The 20,946-nt window shown below is 48.0% G+C and carries 20 protein-coding genes; 10 read left to right on the forward strand and 10 right to left on the reverse strand.

The features are described 5' to 3' along the window. Nucleotides 1-390 precede the first annotated feature (390 nt). Nucleotides 391-699 (reverse strand): transcriptional regulator BolA, encoded by a 309-nt coding sequence (gene bolA / locus FCU94_RS10645; protein WP_176288525.1) that lies wholly within the window; start codon nt 697-699, stop codon nt 391-393. Between the two features lie 136 nt (nt 700-835). On the opposite strand from bolA, the gene FCU94_RS10650 reads away from it, so the two are divergent. From FCU94_RS10650 to FCU94_RS10665, 4 genes are all read left to right on the forward strand, one after another. Beyond that, complete coding sequence (locus FCU94_RS10650; protein WP_176288526.1) at nt 836-1,966, forward strand: methyltransferase; 1,131 nt, start codon at nt 836-838, stop codon at nt 1,964-1,966. A 59-nt stretch (nt 1,967-2,025) separates the two neighbouring features. Next, nucleotides 2,026-2,595: a YajG family lipoprotein gene (locus tag FCU94_RS10655; protein WP_176288527.1), complete on the forward strand. Its 570-nt coding sequence runs from the start codon at nt 2,026-2,028 to the stop codon at nt 2,593-2,595. Then, nucleotides 2,595-3,140 carry a peptidylprolyl isomerase gene (locus tag FCU94_RS10660; RefSeq protein ID WP_176288528.1) on the forward strand — a complete coding sequence of 182 codons (546 nt, stop codon included), beginning with the start codon at nt 2,595-2,597 and terminating at the stop codon, nt 3,138-3,140. Before FCU94_RS10655 ends, FCU94_RS10660 begins: the two co-directional genes overlap by 1 nt. A gap of 72 nt (nt 3,141-3,212) precedes the next feature. Next, nucleotides 3,213-4,601 (forward strand): AmpG family muropeptide MFS transporter, encoded by a 1,389-nt coding sequence (locus FCU94_RS10665; RefSeq protein ID WP_176288529.1) that lies wholly within the window; start codon nt 3,213-3,215, stop codon nt 4,599-4,601. A 61-nt stretch (nt 4,602-4,662) separates the two neighbouring features. On the opposite strand, the gene FCU94_RS10670 is transcribed toward FCU94_RS10665, so the two are convergent. The 3 genes from FCU94_RS10670 to FCU94_RS10680 are packed head-to-tail and all read right to left on the reverse strand — an operon-like array spanning nt 4,663 to nt 6,546. Next, on the reverse strand, nt 4,663-5,325 hold the full coding sequence (locus FCU94_RS10670; RefSeq protein ID WP_176288530.1) for a ChrR family anti-sigma-E factor: 663 nt from the start codon (nt 5,323-5,325) through the stop codon (nt 4,663-4,665). Next, entirely contained in the window at nt 5,322-5,906 is a 585-nt protein-coding gene (locus tag FCU94_RS10675; RefSeq protein WP_176288531.1) for a sigma-70 family RNA polymerase sigma factor, read from the reverse strand. The genes FCU94_RS10670 and FCU94_RS10675 overlap by 4 nt, the downstream gene beginning before the upstream one ends. A gap of 58 nt (nt 5,907-5,964) precedes the next feature. Next, entirely contained in the window at nt 5,965-6,546 is a 582-nt protein-coding gene (locus tag FCU94_RS10680) for an LON peptidase substrate-binding domain-containing protein (protein WP_176288532.1), read from the reverse strand. Between the two features lie 345 nt (nt 6,547-6,891). On the opposite strand from FCU94_RS10680, the gene FCU94_RS10685 reads away from it, so the two are divergent. From FCU94_RS10685 to csdA, 4 genes are all read left to right on the forward strand, one after another. Then, nucleotides 6,892-7,704, forward strand: a complete 813-nt coding sequence (locus tag FCU94_RS10685; protein ID WP_176288533.1) for a nucleoside-specific channel-forming Tsx family protein — start codon at nt 6,892-6,894, stop codon at nt 7,702-7,704. A 110-nt stretch (nt 7,705-7,814) separates the two neighbouring features. Continuing rightward, complete coding sequence (gene panE / locus FCU94_RS10690; RefSeq protein WP_176288534.1) at nt 7,815-8,702, forward strand: 2-dehydropantoate 2-reductase; 888 nt, start codon at nt 7,815-7,817, stop codon at nt 8,700-8,702. Then, a complete protein-coding gene (locus FCU94_RS10695) occupies nt 8,702-9,301 on the forward strand; it encodes a DJ-1 family glyoxalase III (RefSeq protein WP_176288535.1) in 600 nt (199 codons plus the stop codon). The genes panE and FCU94_RS10695 overlap by 1 nt, the downstream gene beginning before the upstream one ends. After that, on the forward strand, nt 9,301-10,512 hold the full coding sequence (gene csdA, locus FCU94_RS10700) for a cysteine desulfurase CsdA (protein WP_176288676.1): 1,212 nt from the start codon (nt 9,301-9,303) through the stop codon (nt 10,510-10,512). The genes FCU94_RS10695 and csdA overlap by 1 nt, the downstream gene beginning before the upstream one ends. Nucleotides 10,513-10,750: 238 nt before the next feature. On the opposite strand, the gene radA is transcribed toward csdA, so the two are convergent. After that, the gene (gene radA, locus FCU94_RS10705) at nt 10,751-12,130 is read right to left on the reverse strand and encodes a DNA repair protein RadA (RefSeq protein WP_176288536.1); all 1,380 of its coding nucleotides are present in this window, start codon (nt 12,128-12,130) and stop codon (nt 10,751-10,753) included. A 151-nt stretch (nt 12,131-12,281) separates the two neighbouring features. On the opposite strand from radA, the gene FCU94_RS10710 reads away from it, so the two are divergent. Further along, nucleotides 12,282-14,630, forward strand: coding sequence for a PilZ domain-containing protein (locus FCU94_RS10710; protein ID WP_176288677.1), 2,349 nt, complete (start codon nt 12,282-12,284; stop codon nt 14,628-14,630). A gap of 38 nt (nt 14,631-14,668) precedes the next feature. Here FCU94_RS10710 and serB read toward each other — a convergent pair whose 3' ends face one another. Continuing rightward, on the reverse strand, nt 14,669-15,649 hold the full coding sequence (gene serB / locus FCU94_RS10715; protein WP_176288537.1) for a phosphoserine phosphatase: 981 nt from the start codon (nt 15,647-15,649) through the stop codon (nt 14,669-14,671). Between the two features lie 107 nt (nt 15,650-15,756). Between serB and FCU94_RS10720 the strand changes: the two genes are divergently transcribed. Then, nucleotides 15,757-16,362: a YtjB family periplasmic protein gene (locus FCU94_RS10720; RefSeq protein WP_176288538.1), complete on the forward strand. Its 606-nt coding sequence runs from the start codon at nt 15,757-15,759 to the stop codon at nt 16,360-16,362. A 136-nt stretch (nt 16,363-16,498) separates the two neighbouring features. Here the strand turns inward: FCU94_RS10720 and deoD are convergent, their stop codons facing one another. The 4 genes from deoD to deoC form a co-directional block, all read right to left on the reverse strand. Next, the gene (deoD, locus tag FCU94_RS10725) at nt 16,499-17,218 is read right to left on the reverse strand and encodes a purine-nucleoside phosphorylase (RefSeq protein ID WP_176288539.1); all 720 of its coding nucleotides are present in this window, start codon (nt 17,216-17,218) and stop codon (nt 16,499-16,501) included. A gap of 89 nt (nt 17,219-17,307) precedes the next feature. Further along, nucleotides 17,308-18,528, reverse strand: coding sequence for a phosphopentomutase (locus FCU94_RS10730; protein ID WP_176288540.1), 1,221 nt, complete (start codon nt 18,526-18,528; stop codon nt 17,308-17,310). 138 nt (nt 18,529-18,666) lie between these two features. Continuing rightward, nucleotides 18,667-19,995 carry a thymidine phosphorylase gene (gene deoA / locus FCU94_RS10735; RefSeq protein WP_176288541.1) on the reverse strand — a complete coding sequence of 443 codons (1,329 nt, stop codon included), beginning with the start codon at nt 19,993-19,995 and terminating at the stop codon, nt 18,667-18,669. 113 nt (nt 19,996-20,108) lie between these two features. Continuing rightward, nucleotides 20,109-20,885, reverse strand: a complete 777-nt coding sequence (gene deoC, locus FCU94_RS10740; protein WP_176288542.1) for a deoxyribose-phosphate aldolase — start codon at nt 20,883-20,885, stop codon at nt 20,109-20,111. Nucleotides 20,886-20,946: the final 61 nt, after the last annotated feature.

Raw genomic sequence — 20,946 nt, forward strand, 5'->3', positions numbered from 1 at the left:
AACTTTTAGACACGACACTAGTGTCCGGTTTTGGCGCTGTTTAAAACACCAAAATCGCAACATCCTATTAAAAATCCCGCTACAGGAAGTCAGCGAGATTTATCAGGTGCGATAGTCTATCATCTTTTTTGATTTGGATGCCATGATGAATGACAGGATAAACCGTGATATTTCGAAGGAATTGCGTTCAAAAGGCTAAAGAATAGTCATAACTTTGAGCCACCGCACAAACAGAGATATTAGTGTAATTTCGTATTAAAACATCCATTCATACCCTGAAATATTTCGTTTTAAAATCAATCATTGTGTCAATTTGTTTCTAGCATGTTAATACCTACTCTAAGCAGGGACAAACAAAAGGGCAGTCACACTGCCCTAGAGAAACCACGTCTATTTTGTTCCACCTAAACACATTGGGCTGTCAGGGGCGGTGCCTTGCTGATCCTGCCACTCTTTAGGCGTATATGTGTGAATAGACAGTGCATGAATGTGGTTGGCGAGTTCGTCAGCAAGAGTTTGGTTAACCTGCCGGTGGCGTGCAATCAAACGCTGGTCTAAGAAGGCATCGCTGACGATAACGACTTTGAAATGGCTCTCTGAACCCGGTGGAACATTATGCATATAGCTCTCATTCACCACCTCTAAATGGGCTGGGTTAAAACTTTGCTGTAATTTATTTTCGATCTCTTGCTGCACCATTGTGCTTCCCCATTAGAGTCAACAACTTTGTGTTAAATAATAAACTCGATACCAGTAAAGCTAAAGGTTTTAGTTTTCACGACCTCACGCTTTTGCGACAATCTCACCATTATGGATCACACTGTGCCACAACGACATGAAAACTGAGTTAGCGCTGCACGAGCGCACTTTATCCCTTTATCGATATCCCAAGCGTCCCAACGAAACTCTTCAAGCATGGGATGCTGGCGATGAGTACCTTATCAATCACGTCGAGGCTATGCAGCTGAATCCTGGTCAGCACATCGTTATCCTCAATGACAACTTTGGCGCCTTAAGTAGTTGGTTTAGTCATCAACACCGTATCACTATGATGAGTGACTCATTCATCGCTCAGCGCGCGACCCGGGAAAACCTTCTGCTCAACCACTGTCCCGACATTACATTTGCGTCCACTATGGACCCGATCCCCTCTGATGCCGATTTGGTTTTAGTCCAACTCCCTAAAAGCAACCGCCACTTAGTGTGGCAGCTCAGTCAGCTGCGCAACACCTTGACTGATGCCGTACCCGTTATCGCTGTCAATAAAGCTAAAGAGATCCATAGTTCAACCCTAAAGCTGTTTGAGCAATACCTTGGGGAAACCAAAACATCTTTAGCGTGGAAAAAACACCGCCTAGTGTTCAGCCAAGCCAACAGTCAAACGCCTCGCTCGGCAAGCCGAGATACCTGCTGGTCGGTGGATGGTGAAAACATCAAGCTCAACAATTTACCCAATGTATATTCAGGGGAAAGTCTCGACCTTGGTGCGCGATTTATGTTGCAGCACCTTCCGCAAGATGAGCGCCTTAATCATGCACTCGATTTAGGCTGTGGTAATGGCGTATTGTCAATCAAGTTGGGACAACTCAACCCACAACTTGAGCTGACCTGCATCGACGAAAGCTTTATGGCTGTCGAATCGGCACAGCAAAACCTCAACATCAATCTGGGCAGCGAACGACGCTTTCGTTGTATCGCCAACAACTGCCTGGATGATATTAACGATATCGACGTTGACCTGATTGTGTGCAACCCTCCATTTCATCAGCAACACGCCATCACAGATCACATCGCTTGGCAGATGTTCTGTGATGCAAAGCAAATTCTCACCTCTGGTGGGCAATTATTAGTTATCGGCAATCGTCACCTCGGCTACGATGGAAAGTTAGCGCGATTGTTTGGCAAGTCGAAAGTAAAGGTCATTGCCTCGAACAAGAAATTTGTTATTTTACAAGCGACTAAATAGTCCACTATTATCTTTCTGAGCATTTATAGCTCTCAGAAATACCAAAAAAGGAAATTGCAATGAGAAAACTGGTTATAGCCGCTTCAATGGCACTACTCGCTGCTTGTTCAGCTCCTCAGCAAGAGCAAATCAACTTTATGCCAAAAGCTGTTCTGAGCAATAGCGATTTAGTTCAAGATGCAACCTTCACCCTGACCAGTAAAGATGTACGTTCGGCACAATATGTCGCACTTATTGATAGTGGTCGTTCAAACATCGAACCCATTCATTCTAAGCAAAATGTTCGTATTTCAATCGAAAACGCACTCCTTGAACAGTTCCAATCTCAAGGTTTCCGCAGCACGGTGAACAGCGTCAACTCACTCGAAGTAGAAGTGCAACAAGCGCTGGTTTCGGTCAAGCATTCAGTGATGGAAAACCAGATGGACGGCCAAGTAGTACTTGAAGTTACAGCAGAAACGCCGCAAGGAAAGTTGGTTAAAACTTACACGGGAACAGCCAAGCGTACTGGCGCTCTGAGCGCTTCAAATGATGAAATCGAAGACGTTCTCAACGACGTCATTAACCTAGTGATGCAAGAGATCGCCAATGACCGTGAGCTGCAAAACTACATGCAGGAGCGTTTCTAATGTGGAAAACCGCAGTCGCCTCATTGGCACTGGTCAGCAGCATGGCGCTGGCCGGGCCTAAAGTCGAGTTTGAAACAAGCTTGGGGCAGTTTACGGTGGAGCTCAATCAAGAAAAAGCTCCAGTGACCGTCGCCAACTTTATCAAATATGTTGAAGATGGCAGTTACGTCGGCTCGCAGTTCCACCGCGTGATCCCAGGCTTTATGGCCCAGGGAGGCGGCTTTGATCAAAACATGCAATCATTGCCGACTTATCCACCGATTAAGAACGAAGCCTCCAACGGGTTGAAAAACAGCAGTGCTACGATTGCCATGGCTAGAACCAACAACCCGAATTCCGCTACTCGTCAGTTCTTTGTCAACTTGGTAGATAATCACTTTCTTGACTATGACCAACGGCCACCAGGTTATGCCGTGTTTGGTAAAGTCACACAAGGTTTCGACGTCATTCAGAAGATGGGGCAACAACCGACGCATTCAGTTGGACGCTACCGCGATGTCCCTGTCAAACCAATTATCATCACCAAAGCAACGCTTCTTAAATAATCACTAAGGCTCAAGCTCTAATGCTAGAGCCTTATTTTTCTTGCTGACCTCAAACTGAACAAGGATTAGTGTATGTCTTCTGACTCCACTTCGATGACCTGGCTAGAGACGATTCGCAGTTATATGGATAGACGCCTTATGTGGGTGTTTATGCTCGGGTGTTCAAGTGGTTTTCCATGGGTACTGATCGGTTCCAACATGTCAGGCTGGTTGAAAGACGCTGGACTCACCCGCGCGGCCATTGGCTACTTTGGCAGCGTTTTCGCCGTCTATGCCATCAACTTTTTATGGGCGCCTCTCGTTGACCGCGTAAAACTGCCGCTACTCCATGCGCTACTTGGACAGCGCCGAAGTTGGATACTACTGTGCCAATCGGTTGTACTGGTCTGCACACTTTTCATTGCAGGTGTCGATCCGGCTACGAATCTGATGTTCACGTCCATGTTGGCACTGGGCATCGCAATCGCCTCCGCGACGCAAGATATCGCAATTGATGCCTACCGTATTGATACTTTTCCGAAATCCGAGTCATCTAAGCTGCCGCAAGCCTCAGCAATGGCGGTGATCGGTTGGTGGACTGGATACTCGGTCCCAGGCTACTTGGCATTCATCAATGCTGATGCGATTGGTTGGAATGGGGTCTACTATGGGATGGCGGCAATTGTCGGCGTACTGATGCTGTTCACTCTGTTAGTCGGAGAACCTAAGACCCAGCGCGATGCACTGCAAGATGCCGCTGAGCGTCGCCACACTCAAGTGGTGGGCAATCCAGCCATCGCTTGGTTGACGGTGACGGTTGTTGAGCCCTTTTTGGAATTTTTCAAGCGAAACGGATTTCGTGTTGCCCTGACCTTATTGCTGTTTGTGTTTTTGTTTAAAATTGGCGAAGCCTTCTTAGGTCGAATGTCGATCACTTTTTATAAGGAGATCGGCTTTTCCAACGAACAAATTGGCTACTACTCGAAACTGATTGGTTGGGGGTTAACGATACTCTTCACCCTCATCGGCAGTATGGTCAACGTAAAATTTGGTATTGTCCGAGGCTTAATGATCGGTGGTGTCGCGATGGCATCTAGCAATCTTATGTTTTCTTGGATTGCTACCGTCGGGCCCAATGAGCAACTCTTTCTTGCTACCTTAGTGGTGGATAACTTTACCTCCGCATTTTCAACGGTGGCCTTTGTTTCCTTCTTAACCGTGGTGACCGGACAGGCGTTCTCTGCCACCCAATATGCCCTACTCGCATCGCTGGGTAACTTCGGACGAACGACCTTAGCGTCATTCTCGGGTGAGTTGGTCGATTACCTCAATGACTGGTCGACTTTCTTTATCCTCACCGCGGTCATGGTCATCCCTAGCTTGATTATGCTTTACTCGCTACGCCATTACTTTGCCGATATGCTCGACAAAGCTCGGCAGCGGGATATCGACCAAGAACGGCAAGCCACATCTGCCGAATAAAAAGCAAAAGGCTTGGTGAAGAACCAAGCCTTTTTTCTCTCGGTATTAAGATATTAAAATATTATGGGTACATCCCTTTACCGAAAAGGTTAAACACACGCGCAACGCCCTGAGTAAATATCATCGGCTCGGTCAATACCGTCAAACATAGGCAGTCTTCGCCTTGTTTGGTCATGGGGCTGTGTTTCACTGAAGCGTCTTTAAGCAAGAAATCCCCCGCTTCGTAATGTCCTTCCTCGTCACTGAAACCGCCATGTAAGACCAATGTTGATTCCAAGCCTTTATGGGTATGTTGCGGTATCGACACATTTTCGGCGATATACATCAAGCTGACCCGCGCATCGCTGGAGATATCGACCGACGCACTGAAGACTTTGCCACCATAACTTCTCCATTCACCGACGCGATCACGAAACCGAGAAAGTGAAAGCGGCAGACGAAATGATTTGCCGTTCACCTCAATATAGGTGGGCTGTCGCTGAGGACGAAATGGCTCGTCGTTTTGTTCCAGCGATACGATTTGGTCGAACATCGCTTGCATGGTGTCTTGACTTTCCACCTCTGCCGCACACAATGCATCGCCGTGCTTTGCCTCTAGCAGTGCCACACTGCGCTGACACTGTGGGCAACCCTCAATGTGGGTGGCAACCGTAAAGGCACTGACATCATCCAGCGTACCCTGAGCGTAAGCTTGGAGAAGTTCGTCTTGTGGATGGTAGCTCATAATTTCTCTGCCTCTATGGTATTGCGTAATTTCTCAACCGCCAGCCGTAATCGCGACTTAACCGTTCCGAGCGGAATATCAAACATATCTGCGACCTGTTGATGGGGTAGTTCCTCCAGATAGACGGCTTTGACCACCTTGCGCTGAGCATCAGGTAGAATGTCCAGATACTTGACGATCTGTTGCTTGAGCATTTCTGTTTCTGGCGAGTAATGCTCGACCATGTCTGGCGGGCAGTAATCGTTGGGCCAGATATCTTCAGAATGGATGTGAGCTTCACGCCCTTTCTGCTTACGAAGCGTGTCAAAGCACAAGTTGCGTGCAATCGTGTATATCCAAGTCGATAATGAACTTTTCTCACCGTCAAACAGAGCGCTTTTTTGCCAAACCGTAGCCAAAGCATCTTGAACAATTTCCAACGCCACCTGCTCATTGCCCATATGGCGATAAGCAAACTGTTTTAATCGTGGCGAGAAATGAGTGAACACCAAAGCAAACGCCTGTTTGTCTTTCTGTTTCACTTTCTCCATACACGATGCCCAGTCTGCTTTCTTAAAAGCTTGGGTATCTATCTCAGCCATGTCGATATCCTTAATGAGAGCTCTCTGTCCAGTGTATACGATATAGTTCGCTCAGCGATCACTGCACATAACTATTATCTAGCGTACGTTTTAAAAACTCGATCGCGTCGTAGCAATCTGTCTGCTGTGCCAGAGTGTCGAACTGCTGGTTTGTGATTGGTAAAATCTCCAGCCAGCGCTGACTCACCCAACTGGCGTCATCGAAAAACCTCTGTTGGTATAGTTCGCCTAAGTCGGGAAACTGACGATAGATATCACCAAGGTGCTGACTAAGCGACTCCGATTGGTGGTCAAGATTGGCCACCTCCCAGTTAGGGAGCCACTCCACCCTCGCCAAACGCAAACCGTCGAACTCTACCCGTACTCGCTTAATTCGAAACTTCTTAAGCCCTGTGACAGAGATCCCCAACAAACCATCTTCTAGCGATTCAAAATCGGTTATTTTGGCGAGAGTGCCTACTGTAGAGAGCTCTTGTCCAGACGGAGCTAAAGAGCCATCGAACAAGCAAAGGCCAAACGTACCATCCCCCTTAAGCGCTTGAGAGACTAAGCGCTTATACCTAGGTTCAAAGATTCTCAAGCGCATTTTCCCCTCAGGTAACACCACAGAACTGAGTGGAAATAACATAATCTCAGGCATAAATAATGACTCCTAAACTTCCTGTTAACAGTTACGTTACCTACCTTTATTGGGATCATTAACCAAAGCTGTTGGTTATTCGATAAACACCAAAACAAAACCAATCGCTTGCGCAATCGCTACCTGTTTCATTTTTTGTGCAACAAAATGAAAGTTCCGTTTCAGATGATTTTTTTACCTGTTAATGAGATATAGATCACCTGTTTTAGTTTTTTTTACACCTGTTGCACATGGCTTTTGAGATTTTTATCGATAATATTCGCATCAACAAAGCGCAACGGAGAGTGCGCCAGAGACTATATGTCCAATCAATATTTAAGTTAACAAACATAGAGAGTTTCCATTATGCGTAAATCACTTCTAGCTCTAGGTGTTGTAGCAGCGATGTCTGCTCCTGCAATGGCTGCCGATTATTCTGACGGCGACATTCACAAAAACGACTACAAATGGCTTCAGTTCAACCTGATGGCTGCAGTTGATGAGAAAGGTCCTGGTGAAGAATCTACTCACGACTACTTAGAAATGGAATTTGGCGGTCGTTCAGGTATCTTTGACCTATACGGCTATGTTGATTACTTCAACATTACTGGCGACTCAAGCAGCGACAAATCTGGTTCAGACAAGCTATTCATGAAGTTTGCTCCTCGTATGTCTCTAGATGCTGTAACGGGTAAAGATCTCTCTTTCGGTCCAGTTCAAGAAGTTTACGTAGCTTCTGAAATGATCTTCTACGGCGGTTCTAGCGAAGGTCAATACAAAATCGGTCTAGGTTCTGATGTAAACGCACCATGGTTAGGCAAAATGGGCCTAAACCTATACGGCAACTACGACAATGGCCTGAAAGATTGGAACGGTTACCAGCTATCGACTAACTGGTTCAAACCATTCTACTTCTTCGAAAACGGCTCATTCATCTCTTACCAAGGTTACCTAGATTTCCAATTTGGTATGAAAGACGAGTACTCTCAGTCAAGCACTGGTACTGCAATGTTTAATGGTATCTACTGGCACTCTGACCGCTTTGCGGTTGGTTACGGTCTAAAACTGTTTAACGACGTTTACGGCTTCGAAGACGGCGCTGCTGTTCCTTGGAATCCAGCTCAAACTAACGACTCTTCAGGCGTAGCTCACTATTTCGCAGTCACTTACAAGTTCTAAGAGAACTCATAAGTAAAAGCATTCGAAATGGCACCTTAGGGTGCCATTTTTATTTGCTTTCTTTCTATATAGTTTTATCCTCTCTGCCAAACCCATCGATTTGCGAACAGATGAATATTGTAGTTCTCGGCCCCGGCGCTATTGGCTCTCTTTGGGCATCTCATTTGCACACTGCCGGACACTCGGTCTCAGTTTGGTCTCGACAAACCAGTCCAATGGTATCGATCCAATTAGAACAGAACCAACCGGTCAGCTTTGACAATAACTCCCACGACTGTCTTGATAAAGCAGACCTTATTTTAGTGACCCTCAAGGCTCCGCAAGTCGCATCAAGCCTTCAAACTCTGGTTGATAACATCTGCAGTGAAACCATGATTGTACTGATGCACAACGGCATGGGTACCGCTGAACAGGTTGTTAAGTTAATGCCGAACAATCCACTTATGGTCGCGACAACCACGCATGGTGCATTGAGAGAATCCGCCGTAAAGGTGTGCCATACAGGCCAGGGGATGACTGAGATAGGCGGATACAATGACGCGGGTAAACGCTGTTCATTTGTCGCAGAAGTGTTTCAGCACAGCTTGCCGCAAGTAAAGTGGAATCCGGATATTGTTAGCGCCTTGTGGAACAAGCTCGCCATTAACTGCGCAATCAACCCGCTTACAGCAATCCACCAAATACCAAATGGCGCTCTGACCCAAACCCAATATGCGGCCACCATTCAATCTGTGATCGACGAGGTAACGCAGGTGATGCATGCAGAAGGGGTTAACGCTAATAGCAGACAACTGGCGAACTCCGTTGCACAAGTCATTGAGGCAACGGCGAACAACTTATCGTCCATGAATCAGGACATTGCCCATCAGCGCCAAAGCGAGATAGACTTTATCACTGGGTACCTGATCGAACGCGCGCAAAGCCACGATATCGCAACCCCGGTCAATCGTACTCTCTATCAAACCGTCACAAACATCGAACAAGGTTGGAATCAATAATGACAAAGAAAGTCCTCGTCCCTATCGCGCCTGGTACAGAAGAGATGGAAGCCGTCACTATTATCGATATGATGGTCAGAGCTGGCTACCAAACCGTTGTCGCCAGTGCCGATTTCGATGGTCAGCTGACGATGAAAGCCTCTCGCGGAGTGACTCTGACTGCCGACTGTAAACTGGTTGATATTGCTGATGATGAGTTTGATGCCGTTATTCTGCCCGGTGGTATTCAGGGCTCTGAGACTTTCCGTGACAGCACTGTACTGGTCGAAATCGTTCGTCAGCAAATGTATGAAGGCAAACTCGTTGCTGCTATCTGTGCAGCGCCCGCTTTAGTGCTCGCTCATCACGGCCTTTACCCAGAAGCGCTAATGACTTGTCACCCAAGTTTTGAAAGCCATATCCCGGCAAAAAACTGGCGTGTTAAACGTGTGACTTATGACGTCAACCATAACCTGTTGACCAGCCAGGGACCGGGTACGGCTCTTGAATTTGCCATGGAAATTATTATCAATCTCTCTGGCAAAGCTCATGCGTGGACGGTAGCGGAGCCTATGGTGACTATTCCTACCCTGCAGTACCATAAACTCGGTGATGAATGATGTTTGATGCCCAGCATACCGCTGCCCAGTTTCCGGCACTGACACAGCAAGTCAACGGCCAGAGGTTGGTCTATCTAGATAGCGCGGCAACGACACAGAAGCCCCAATGTGTTATCGACGCCATTAGCCACTACTACGGTCAGCAAAATGCTAATGTTCACCGTGGTAGCCATAGCCTGACAGCGAAAGCCACCAGCGAGTTTGAACGCGCGCGCGAAACCGTGACGCAATTTATCGGCGCTCACTCTAGCAAAGAGATCATCTGGACACGCGGGGCAACAGAAGCACTTAACCTGATCGCACAGACCTATGCCCGAAACACCTTGCAGCCTGGCGATGAAATTTTGGTGAGTGAAATGGAACACCACGCCAATATTGTTCCCTGGCAAATTGTCGCGCAGCAGACGGGCGCGAAAGTGGTAAAAGTACCGATGAGCGAACAGTGCGAGTTTGATCTCTCTGCCTTTGAAAGCTTACTCACAGACAAGTGCAAAATCGTCGCTCTTGCGCATATCACCAATGTAACGGGCACTCGTCAGCCAATTGAACAAGTGATCACGCGCGCTCATCAAACTGGGGCGATTGTGATCGTCGATGGCGCACAAGGGATCGTCCATGAGCCTGTCGATGTGGCTAAGTTGGGGGCCGATTTCTACGTCTTCTCAGGTCACAAGATCTACGCACCAGCAGGCATTGGCGTGCTTTATGGCAAACAAGCACTGCTTGAAGCCATGCCGCCCTGGCATGGTGGCGGCAAAATGGTAGAGAAAGTCTCATTTGATGGCACTACCTTTAGTGAGCTTCCGGGAAAATTCGAAGCAGGGACTCCGAATGTCGCCGGGGCGATTGCCCTCTCGACGGCACTTCAATGGTATCAAGAGTTGGATCACCCAGCCCTCGAGGCGCACATTCACCGTTTGGTAGAGAAGGCTAAAGCAGGCTTAGAACAACTTGAAGACGTTCGTATCCTTGGGTATCAAGCAAACGCGTCGGTGCTCTCGTTTGTGATTGAAGGTGTTCACCATCAAGATATTGCCACGCTCCTCGATCAACAAGGTGTCGCGGTTAGGGCGGGCAACCACTGTGCGCATCCGTTAATGGATGCGCTCGGAGTGAAAGGGACGATTCGCGCTTCATTCGCCGCTTACAACACAATGGAAGATGTGCAAAGGTTAGTGGCCGCAGTCGAGAAAGCCGTGGATATGTTGTAGCGAATAACGAGAAGCGACAAATCAAACAGGGTTGCACTAAGTGTCAACCCTGTTTAATCTCAGTCATCCCCTAGAGGGATGGGCGACCGAGTGGGGTTCTCTTCAAGCAAGTAGCTATTTTTTTGCAGATTCCCTACTCACTCCTTCGTCGCTTTAAGAACTGACAACTTAACCGCATCTTGAAGGACGAAGTCCGGTCTCTATACTCGGTACGCAGCGCTCTCGCCTCTAATCGCTGTTACAGCTCGTCAAACGCTTCAATCGCTTCACTTAGCTTCTTGACGCCATGGATCTGCATACCCGCGATCCCGCCTTTGGGCATATTGGCGGCTGGCACAATCGCTTTCTTAAAACCGTGTTTAAACGCTTCGTTGAGACGCTCTTGGCCGCTGGGCACCGGACGAATTTCACCGGCTAAGCCCACCTCACCAAATACCACCACATCTTTTGGTAATGGCCGGTCTCTAAAACTCGATAACAAAGCCATCACCAGGGCTAAATCCGCACTGGTTTCGGTCACTTTGACTCCACCAACCACGTTGACGAAGACATCTTGATCGGCCATCTGTAAGCCACCATGCTTATGCAATACGGCCAGCAATAGCGAGAGGCGGTTTTGCTCAAGACCGACCGCAACGCGACGTGGGTTGGCGAGCTGAGAGTAATCAACCAACGCCTGAATCTCGACCAATAGAGGACGGGTCCCTTCCCAAACCACCATGACCGAACTACCCGATGTTTCCTCTTCGCCCCGAGAAAGGAAAATAGCCGACGGGTTGTTGACCTCTTTCAATCCCTGACCTGTCATCGCAAATACGCCAAGCTCATTCACTGCACCAAAACGGTTTTTATGGCTACGCAAAGTACGGAAACGACTATCAGTACCACCATCAAGCAGCACAGAACAGTCAATAATGTGTTCCAGAACTTTAGGCCCGGCTAGGGTGCCATCTTTGGTCACGTGGCCCACAATAAAGACCGCTACGTTGTTCTGTTTAGCATAACGCGTTAACGCCGTTGCAGACTCACGCACTTGAGCCACGCTCCCAGGAGAGGATTGGACGTCAGCAACATGCATTACTTGAATAGAGTCAATCACCATAATACGCGGTTGCTCTTTCTCAGCAATTTGGCAAATACGGTCAACATTGGTTTCTGACAACATTTTTAGATTGTCTTTTGGTAACCCCAACCGTGACGCTCGCATGGCGACCTGCTGCAGCGACTCTTCACCCGTAACGTAGAGCGTCGGCATCTGGGCGGCTAAGTAACACATGGTCTGCAGCAGCAAAGTCGATTTGCCCGCCCCAGGGTTACCACCAATCAAAATGGCGGCGCCCGGCACCACACCGCCGCCTAATACCCGATCAAGCTCTTTAAAACCGCTAGTAAAGCGTGGCACCTCTTGCAGATCGATATCTGACAATACTTGGACCTGCGTTTCGTTGGTCGTGCCCGCATAACCAGATAATCGTTCATTGCGCGCGACCGTTGGCGACGCAGCGAGACGCACTTCACTGATTGTGTTCCACGCCCCACAGGCGTTGCACTGCCCTTGCCAACGGGGGAAATCTGCACCGCAGTCATTACATACGTAGGCTCGTTTCGCTTTTGCCATGTCACCTCAGACTTATAAATTGTTTAATTGTGAGCCAAACTACACCTTAGTGCGTTTATGCCACTCTAGAGACTTGATTCGCAGTAACATATCATTAAAGATCTTTATATCAAGGTCGATATGCTGAGTAATGGACACTCTAACAAAAAATATGCAGCAAGCAGAAATACTCTCACTGGCCGAGCGGTTAATCCCCGCTTACCACGCACAAGATTTTGAGTTTCTCCTCGGTCAAATGACAGAGGGCGAACCACCGTCGGTTAAGATATTGGTTAAGATGGAACTCAACCGCATCATGGCGCCATGCACTAAACCAATCGACCTGCGTGGCCGCGTCAAAGGCGAGTGTCGCGAGTATGAACTAGACGGTATCAAGCATTGGTTAGATGATGTCGCCTTTAATGCTTATCACAAGAACACTCGCAAATTTGGCGGTTATACAGAAGGGGTTTGGGAAGCCCTGTGTAACACTCACAACAACTTCCGCGTTATGCAAAAACGTGGCAAACCACTCGGCTCTGAAGTTAACCCCAATAGCTCGGGTGGACTCGATGTCGAAGCGATCAATTTGGGCTATGACCTCAAGCGACGTGAAAACCGCCTCAAACTCTGTTCCCAAATCGAACTCCAACTCGCCAACGGCCAAGTCATTCATGGTGTTACGGTCGACCTCTCACCGTCAGGCGCTAAAATTAAAGTCCCGTCGTCATTTAACTATAAGTTAGGTGAAATCATTGAAGTCAAATTGGTCGAGCTTAAAAAAACCGTCGAGATAGACGGCATTCAAGACTCGATCCCTTATCGCATTGTTGGAATCGATGAATCTTATGAAAATGACGCGGTTAAATTTCTACGCTTGTTAAAGCTCGGTGCCAGCAATGTGATTGAGTTGGTCATTGCGCATGTATTAAACAACGATAACCAAAAAGCACGCCACGACAATCAGGATAAGATCATTCGCGCCCGTTCGAGGGGATTTGAACATACCTACCTCAAGCATACCTGTAACCTACCGGTTTTTTTTAGTGGTAACGAACTTAAACTAGCGTTGATGACAGAAAACAACTTGCCCATCTGGCAATACTGGCACGACGAACGTAACCAACAAGCCCTAAGTAGCCTATTTCATTCCCAGCGCATGGCGCAACTCACCGCTCCTGGCATGCGCGGTAGTAATAATGTGATCTACTCGTTCACTCACGAGCATAAAGATAAAACGCTATTTTTCTCGATGATGATGCCCGAGGCGACTCGAGAGCAGCGACAGCTGTTTTGGCATATCGGCGCCAAAAAAGAGAGTTGGAAGGCATTTCGCCTATCGGTGTTTGAGTTATCTGACGGGGAGCGCCAAGCATTGGCCGAGCACGCCAATGAGTTAAACCTCAAAACCGATAGCTTAACGCATTGCGGAATACTGCAAGAAATCGCAGACGTTTCTAGCCGCCAAGATTATCTTTTGACCGATAAACCGCGCTTGGCAAGCAGCGAGCTCAACCGCTTTCGTCACGCGCGCAACCCAGACAGCAACCCCGCCTGTATCTATTTTGATGCCCAGTCAAGACGTAAAGAACCCCGCTATCAGTTTAAATCGCCAGTGGATTTATTGCAGAGCAATGGCGTGGTATTAGAGGGGTTTAGTCTCGATATATCTAAACACGGTATTAGCCTCGCTCTCAACTCGCCGTGTTCTTTGAAAGCAGGAGAGAGTTGCACGCTCAATTTCAAAGAGCTCCAGCTCTACGACAAAAAGCTGCCGCTCAATGAAGTGCCCTATACGGTTGTACGAATTAGTCCTAGTGGTAAACAGCTACAACTGGCGATTGTCGAAGAGAGCCAGATCATGCGCACCATTGCATTCTTCGGCAAATTAATCGAACACAACCAAGATAAACTCATCGCCAAACAAGAGTTACTCCCTAGCAACGAACTACTAGAAGGGTTGCATGACATTTTGCTGGATAAAATGGTTAGCTCGCCGCTTTACGTCGAGAAAAAAGCGGGTGGCCTGAGGCCCAAAGCGATTGGAGTCAACTACCCACTCAAACCGTATCTCGCGATTCTAGCCAAGCTAGGCGATGAAAAAAGCTTCTCACTGGCCCCTATTTATAAAGGGCGAACCAACACTCTGCTTGCGCAGCCAATGAAACGCATCCAAGGAGCGGTTCCTCAATACCATGAGCTCTATTTAACCGCGGTCAAGTTTGGTACCCGTATACAATCAGTTGAAACCAAACTCAGTAGTGATTTTGAGAGCCTCAAAGAACGTCTGTTGTTCGTTAAAAAGGCACAAGCTATGGGTGAGTTTTACGCCATTCGTATCTGCAGCGCGCCCGTTTTTGACCCAATAACCGCACTGGTTCGAAAAGATCTTAACGAGTTAACTCAGATCAGCATGCATCAAGCACGTAGCCTCGAAAAAGAGATGATGAGTATCGTCGGATATGGAGAACTGACCGACATTACAGAAGAGGTATTAATACGTTTAGAGCTTACCCGGTAGCACTAAAGTAAAAGCGAGGCTTGCGCCTCGCTTTTTCATTATGCTTTGGGTTTGAGGCTGACTCGTTTCTGTTTGACTAACAGCGCAGACAAAATACAAATGATTCCGCCCAGCCCTGCATAGCGAACCGCACTTTGCGCCGCTTGCTCGACTTTAGGCTTGGCATGATACGCAATACCTAAGCCGGCTGCTTTCATCATCACCAAGTCATTCGCACCATCGCCCACGGCAATGGTATTGTGAGGTTCAATCTCAAACTGCTCAGCAAGCTGTACCAAAATATCCGCTTTGGCTTGTGCACAAACCACATCACCAATCACTTGACCGGTCAGTTTACCCTCTACGATCTCTAACTGATTTGATTGAGCATGATCTAAGCCGAGTAACTGTTGCAGATGATCAGAAAAGTAGGTAAAACCACCCGAGGCAATTGCCGTTTTCCAACCGAATAACTTGAGTGTAGCTATTAGCTCAGGTAAATCTGGCATGAGGGGCAAGGCATTTCGGACTTGCTGCAAAATAGACTCATCCGCCCCTGCTAACTGACTCACTCGCTGGCGCAAGCTTTGTTCGAAGTCGAGCTCGCCCTGCATTGCCCGCTCCGTGACTTCAGCCACCTCATCCCCTACACCTGCAAGCTTAGCAAGCTCATCGATACATTCGATTTGAATCGCGGTAGAGTCCATATCAAGCACAATGAGGCCCGGCTTTGAAAGCTCTGGAACATCATTCAAGGCCGAATAATCAAGTTCAAGCGCTTGGAGAATTTCTTCATGTTGCTCGGTGAGTTCACCCGCCATCAGCGCCACTTCATAGTCGCCGACTTTCCAAACATCCACGATGGCGTTGTAGCCACCCACATAAAAGTCGATATCTTCAAATTGGCTTGGGCAAAGGTAGCGGCCAAACACGACCCAGCCCGCGGCAGATTTATCGAATTGTGTGGCTAAACGTGTTTCTGGTAAGCGGTTATTTAGGGGAATGTGTTTGCGTATTGAAAGAGTCTTTAACGTGTCCATGTTGTGCATTTCCTATGAAATCTCTCAACACGTTAACCTATTGCAATTTATCTGCGCAAGTCTCAATATGCACTAAGGCATAATTAAACTCTCTATTAGGTGGGAAAATGGACTCATCGCTGTTTTCATTTCGTATCGCCATGAAGGTATTGGGCACGCTTTGCTTGGTGGCAATGGTCGCAACGATTGCAATCAATAGCGTCAAAATCACCAAAGGCAATGAAGAGATCCAAGCTAACCAGTTAGAAACCCTCACCGACATTCTGATTTCGCAAGCTTCCCTTTCAGCGAGTGATCTCATCGTGGCACAGGATCAAGAGCAGTTACTCAAGCTCGCCAATCAGTTAGCGCAAGATGGCTTAGTCGTCGATGCGACCATCTATGATGCCGAAGGGGTTAAACTGGCAGGCAGTGACAACGCCAAATCCGTACGCGAGATGCTCGGCTTAGACACGCCACTCCAAACCGCCCGTATTGGCAAGCAGCAGTTGGTCGAGCCTGTCGTTCGCGACAATGCCGTGATCGGTTTTGTTCGCGTAACGTTTGAAACAGGTAAACTCACCGCCTTCTCTGACCACTACTACCGGAAAAGTGACCGATATATGTATACCATGGTTGGGCTCAGTTTTATTGCTGGGGTGTTGATTGCGCTAATCTTCAGGCGTAAACCGACGCAGCGAAAAGGCGAGAACTTATTGCTCAAAGATGTATAGCGAGAGGCAAGATGATGTAAGGGTTGGCAAGTGCGCAACCCTTTTCTTTTCGAATCAATGAACGCTTATGGCCAATAAACTGGCCAACAACGCCACCGCAATGGTCTCTCAACGCTACGATGAAGGGTTGATAGTGTTACTCTTCATCGCCAAGCAAAACGGAATCGAGAGCGATGATCATCATATCGTTGAAGGTAGTTTGGCGCTCATCTGAGGTCGTTTGTTCACCCGTTTTAATGTGATCTGATACCGTACAGATGGTTAGCGCTTTGGCGCCGTACTCAGCACAAACGCCGTAAATGCCTGCAGCTTCCATTTCAACGCCAACAATACCGTATTTGTCCATCACCTCGAACATCTCTGGATCTGGCGTATAGAAAAGCTCTGCTGAGAACAAGTTGCCGACTTTCACTTCGATGCCTCGTGCTTTTGCGGCCTCTTCTGCTGCACGCACCATTTTGTAATCAGCGATGGCGGCAAAGTCATGACCTTTAAAGCGGATACGGTTCACTTTGGAGTCTGTACACGCGCCCATGCCAATCACAACGTCGCGCACTTTAATGTCTTCGCTAACGGCACCGCAGCTCCCCACACGGATGATCTTTTTCACGCCAAAATCTTTGATGAGCTCTGTGGCGTAAATGGAACATGATGGGATACCCATACCGTGGCCCATTACAGATACCTGACGGCCTTTGTAAGTCCCCGTGAAACCGTACATGTTACGTACGTCACATACCTGTACAACATCTTCTAGGAACGTTTCCGCAATGTATTTTGCACGTAGTGGGTCACCCGGCATTAAAACAACATCTGCGAATGCACCCATTTCTGCGTTGATATGTGGAGTTGCCATGATTTCTTTCCTTTTCTTAATCGGATAAAAGTGAGCGGTAAACAAAAGAATAGAGGGACATGCCCTCTATTCAACGTGTTCAATTCGGATTATAGGAAGTTTTTACCGTAATCCATTGGCGAGGTACCAAAATAGCTTGCTAGCGTTTGACCAATATCGGCAAAACTTTGGCGAAGACCCAGTGAGCCCGCGGGTACCTTATTGCCGTACACAATGACGGGGATATGTTCACGAGTATGGTCTGTACCAGGCCAAGTTGGGTCACAGCCATGGTCTGCAGTTAGGATAAGCACGTCATCCTCTTGCATCATCTCCATCACCTCATGGATACGGCCATCGAAGTACTCTAACGCAGCTGCGTAGCCCGCGACGTCACGACGGTGTCCATAAGCGGAATCGAAGTCTACAAAGTTGGTGAACACAATCGTGTTGTCACCCGCCTGTTCAATCGCCTCCTTGGTGGCTTCAAATAGCGCAGGAATTCCGGTCGCTTTAGTCTTCTTGGTAATACCACAACCAGCGTAGATATCAGAGATCTTGCCAATCGAGTGTACCTGTCCGCCTTTTTCATCGACAAGCTTCTGTAGCACTGTCGCTGAAGGTGGTTCAACCGAGAGATCGCGACGGTTACCGGTACGCTCAAACTGGCCTTTACCTGGACCAACAAATGGGCGTGCGATAACACGGCCGATATTGTAATCTTCTAGCTCTTCACGTGCGATTTGACATAGGTCTAGCAAGTTTTGTAGACCAAAGGTCTCTTCGTGACAAGCAATTTGGAATACCGAGTCTGCAGAGGTGTAGAAGATTGGCATTCCCGTCTTCATATGCTCTTCGCCTAAATCATCGAGGACTTGAGTACCCGACGCGTGGCAGTTACCGAGGAAACCATCAAGGCCAGCACGCTCTAGAATGCGGTCTGTCAGCTCTTTCGGGAAGCTGTTAGTTTTATCTGTGAAGTATCCCCAATCAAACAGTACCGGAACACCCGCAATCTCCCAGTGGCCAGACGGAGTATCTTTACCTGAAGAAAGCTCAGCAGCGTGACCGTATGCACCAATGATTTCAGCGTCGGCATCAAGGCCTGGAGCAAAACGGCCTGTAGACTCTTTGTGCGCCATCGCCAAACCCAGTTTAGAGAGGTTTGGCAGACGAAGTGGACCACTACGCTCTGCGTTATCGGCCAAGCCTTGGTCACACTGTTCGGCAATGTGACCTAAGGTATCAGAACCAACGTCACCAAACTTATCGGCATCCGCACTGGCGCCAATCCCAAATGAGTCTAGTACTAAAATAAATGCTCTTTTCATTGCTTTCTTCCTTTAACTGGCCGAGAACAAATGCTCAATCGACCAATTTAATTACCATTACTTAACTCAAAGCGGTTGAGCAAACAGCGAAGAATGCCGCCGCCCAACTGTATTGAGTACCCATCAGGTATGATGGGATTAAATATCTTCGGCGCGAATCTGACGATAAACCTCAGGAGTTGGTGTGTACTCACCACCTACGCTGATCGCCTTTTTAAGTGCATCTGCCGCTTCTTGCCACTGCTCTTCACTGCGAGCATGGATAACCGCCAGTGGCTTGTCATTAGACGCTTGCTCACCTAAGCGGATGAACTGATCAAAACCAACCGCATAGTCAATTGGGTCTGACGCGACACGGCGACCACCACCCATAGCAACGACAGCCATACCAATTGCTCGAGTATCCATCGCAGAAACAACGCCAGTTTCATCGGCATAAACCGGTTTAACGATTTCTGCTTTCTCAAGGTAGTTGTCGTAGTTTTCAACGAAGTCTGCTGGGCCACCGAGGCCTGCCACCATCTTACCGAAACACTCAGCGGCTTTACCATTGTCCAGAACTTCCATCAGCTTCGCACGCGCCTCTTCCGTACTGTCTGCCAGCTTACCCAGAACCAACATTTCCGCGCACGACGCAAGTGTCACTTCAAGAAGGCGAGGATTACGGTATTCACCAGTCAAGAACTGAACCGCTTCACGCACCTCAACCGCGTTACCCGCAGATGAAGCGAGAACTTGGTTCATATCGGTCAGAATGGCCGTAGTTTTCGTCCCCGCACCATTGGCAACGGCAACGATAGACTTAGCCAGCTCTTCAGACGCTTCGTAAGTTGGCATGAATGCGCCAGAGCCGACTTTTACATCCATAACCAGTGACTCAAGACCAGCAGCCAGTTTCTTTGACAGAATCGATGCGGTGATCAGTGAGATGTTATCGACTGTCGCTGTAATATCACGAGTTGCGTAAACACGCTTATCCGCAGGGGCAAGATCGCCAGTTTGACCAATAATGGCAACACCTGCGTCTTTAGTCACATCACCAAACACCTCATTGGTTGGGGTGATGTTGTAGCCTGGAATGGACTCCAGCTTGTCGAGTGTACCGCCCGTATGTCCAAGACCACGGCCAGAGATCATCGGCACAAAGCCACCGCATGCCGCGACCATAGGGCCAAGCATGAGTGAAGTGACGTCACCGACACCACCGGTTGAATGCTTATCCACGATTGGGCCGCCAAACTCTTTGTGGCTCCAGTCAATCACCATACCGGAATCACGCATAGCACACGTCAATGCAATACGTTCTGGCATGGTCATTTCATTGAAAAAGATCGCCATGGCAAAGGCTGCAATTTGACCTTCAGAGACAGTGTTATCAGCAACACCTTGGATAAAAAAGTTAATTTCTTCGGCTGTTAGGACTTCGCCGTCACGTTTTTTACGAATAATTTCTTGGGGTAAGTACATTAGATCCTCCCATGCTTTGAATAGCAAGGTTGTAAGGTAAAGAGGTAATGTGGAGCAGCGAATCACTGCCCCACCAAACAGACTTTTCTTTTATCTACTCTCAAACGAGAGAATTAGTATGCTGCTGGATCAGCAGTCTCGTCTGTCACTTCTAATGTATTGAGTAAGTTCGTCAGCAAGCTTGATGCGCCGAAACGGTAGTGACGAGCATCAACCCAGTTATCACCGAGAATTTCATCAGCCATTGCCAAGTACGCTTGCGCATCTTCAGCGGTGCGCACGCCACCCGCAGGTTTGAAACCAACTGTTTCTGCAACGCCCATATCGCGAATCACTTCTAGCATCATGCGCGCGTATTCTGGCGTGGCGTTTACTGGCACTTTACCCGTTGAAGTTTTGATGAAGTCAGCGCCTGCTTTGATACAAATTTCAGATGCTTTCTTGATTAGCGCTTCTTCTTTTAGCTCACCCGTTTCGATGATCACTTTAAGAAGAATGTCACCACATGCTTCTTTACATTGCTTAACAAGCTCGAAACCCACCTCTTCGTTACCGGCCATTAGCGCACGGTAAGGGAACACCACGTCGACTTCATCTGCGCCATAAGCCACAGCAGCTTTAGTTTCAGCAACAGCGATGTCGATGTCGTCGTTTCCGTGTGGGAAGTTAGTAACAGTCGCAATGCGAATGTCTGGTGTACCTTGCTCACGAAGTGTCTTCTTAGCAATAGGAATAAAGCGAGGGTAAATACAGATGGCAGCTGTGTTACCTACCGCTGATTTTGCGTCATGACATAGTGAAATAACTTTCGCGTCAGTGTCGTCATCATTCAGCGTAGTTAGGTCCATAAGTTTTAGTGCACGTAGTGCTGCTGCTTTTAAATCGCTCATTTCTATCTCCGATCAATATTCAAAAAAGTTACGGCTCTGAACCCATGTTCAGAACGGCAGT

Source organism: Vibrio sp. JPW-9-11-11 (assembly GCF_013369335.1).
In the GTDB taxonomy this organism is placed as follows: Bacteria; Pseudomonadota; Gammaproteobacteria; order Enterobacterales; family Vibrionaceae; genus Vibrio.